The sequence below is a fragment of the Streptomyces sp. UH6 genome (assembly GCF_013421635.1).
In the GTDB taxonomy this organism is placed as follows: Bacteria; Actinomycetota; Actinomycetes; order Streptomycetales; family Streptomycetaceae; genus Streptomyces; species Streptomyces abyssomicinicus.
In genome coordinates this window covers 1-1643 of sequence record NZ_JACADT010001153.1, presented here as the reverse complement: position 1 = coordinate 1643, position 1643 = coordinate 1, and the positions used below count along the sequence as shown (strand labels likewise).

Sequence of the window (1643 nt, the reverse complement as noted above, 5' to 3'; positions counted from 1 at the left end):
GCTCACGGACCAGGGAGACCGCGTCGCCCCAGCCGCCCCGCCCGAAGACCTCGACCCACCGGGCCGCCCCGTCGGTGAGGGCGGTCAGGGAGCGCACCCCGCCGCGCGGCACCGTGCCGGTGACCGCCCGCGCGGCGACCTCCGGGTCCGCCGCCGCCGTCCAGAAGCCGCCCTCCTTGTTGCGCAGTGTCGCGTCCACCACCGCCGCCGACCGCAACCGCTCCCGGGGGATCCGCGCGAGCCGGTCGTCGGTGTGGGCGGTCACCTCCCCGCCGTCCCGCTCGACCAGCAGCACCGAGTCGGCGAGCGCCAGGTGCTCCACCGCCTCCGCGTCCCAACGCGCCACCACCACCGTGGCCTGCGGCGTTCGCGGGTGAGAAAGGTCACAGTCGGACGCGTGGGCGGCGGCCGTCCGTCCGATCGCCTCGGCGAGGATCTCCGTCAGGGGAAGATCCCGCCGGGAAAGGGACAGTTCGGTCAGCGCCCCGCCGAGTCGGGCGGTGAACCAGGGCACGGAGTGCGTACACCCGGTCCCGCCGCGTGGGGGAGTCACCCCGTCGAGCACCACCAGCGTTCCGCCGAGACCGGAGGCGGGGAGTCCGACGGAAACGAAGTCCTCGTTGGGAAAGCCGAGTTCGGACGGCTCGGAGACCAGGTCGGTGCGCATGGGGTCAGTCTGCCCCGGGCCCGGCCGGCCTCGCGAGGACGCCTGCCGGCTGTGCACCGGAGGCGGCGGAACTCCCCGTCCGTGCCCGGTTGGTGGGGAAACCGGCGCGATTGTGAAGGCGTGGCGGCGAATCCTGCCAAAGACCGTGACGGTCGTCCACCCGGCGCTCCGGACGCCCGCACGGACGACCGCGCGGGTGGGAGGCTGGAACTTGCCCCTCAACTACCCTCCGATGTTCACTCCTTCGGGTGGCGGGACGGTTGATGACCGGTCACCGCCCACCGGCACTGGGAGGGTCGGACACCGAAAAACCGGAACCGTACCGGGTGAGTGTCGCCCCAGTTGACGGCAGGTCACCCGGGCCTTGGGTACACGAGTCAGGAATGCGAGCACCGGTGCAGAAGACGCGGCCTCGGCGTACGGGCAAGAAGAAGGCCTCCCGCGAGGGCACGGAGAACTCGCCCACCACCACCGGAACCCCGGGCGCCTCCGCCCCGGCCGGCGGCGAGGTGGGCCGGGGTCGTGCCACGCATGTACGCAACCGGCTCATCGTCGCGGTGGCCGTGGTGGCCGCCGCCGTCGCGGGAGCCGGTACCCCCTCCATCCTCTCCGCCGTGGGGCGGCTGGACGAGAGCAAGGACCTGGTCGCGCTCACCCAGCAGACCCAGGACGCGCTGACCCTCGCCCACGCCCTCGCCGACGAGCGGGACGAGGTCACCCCGTACATCGCGGCCGGGAGGCCCGAGGCCCGGGCGCCGTCCGAGCAGCGGGGCGCGCGCGTCGACCGTGAGATAGAGGATCTGCGGGCCGACGCCGACGTCCCGGCCGCGCTCCGGGCCGACCTGGACGAGATCGCCACCGTCCGGCGAGCGGCGCTCTCCGGCAAGAGCACCGCTCTCGAAGCGCACGAGGCGTACTCCGAGGCCATCGCCGAGCTGCACCGGATGGCCGGCGACCTGGCCGAGCGGATGCCGCC

2 protein-coding genes are annotated in these 1643 nt (G+C 73.8%); one reads left to right on the top strand and one right to left on the bottom strand.

All coding sequences use genetic code 11. The features are described 5' to 3' along the window. The coding region (locus HW445_RS30145; RefSeq protein WP_180223979.1) for a protein phosphatase 2C domain-containing protein at positions 1 to 667 on the bottom strand (667 nt) is incomplete at its 3' end. A gap of 395 nt (positions 668 to 1062) precedes the next feature. Between HW445_RS30145 and HW445_RS30140 the strand changes: the two genes are divergently transcribed. Then, a partial coding sequence (locus HW445_RS30140) for a nitrate- and nitrite sensing domain-containing protein (RefSeq protein ID WP_374939722.1) occupies positions 1063 to 1643 on the top strand: 581 nt, incomplete at its 3' end.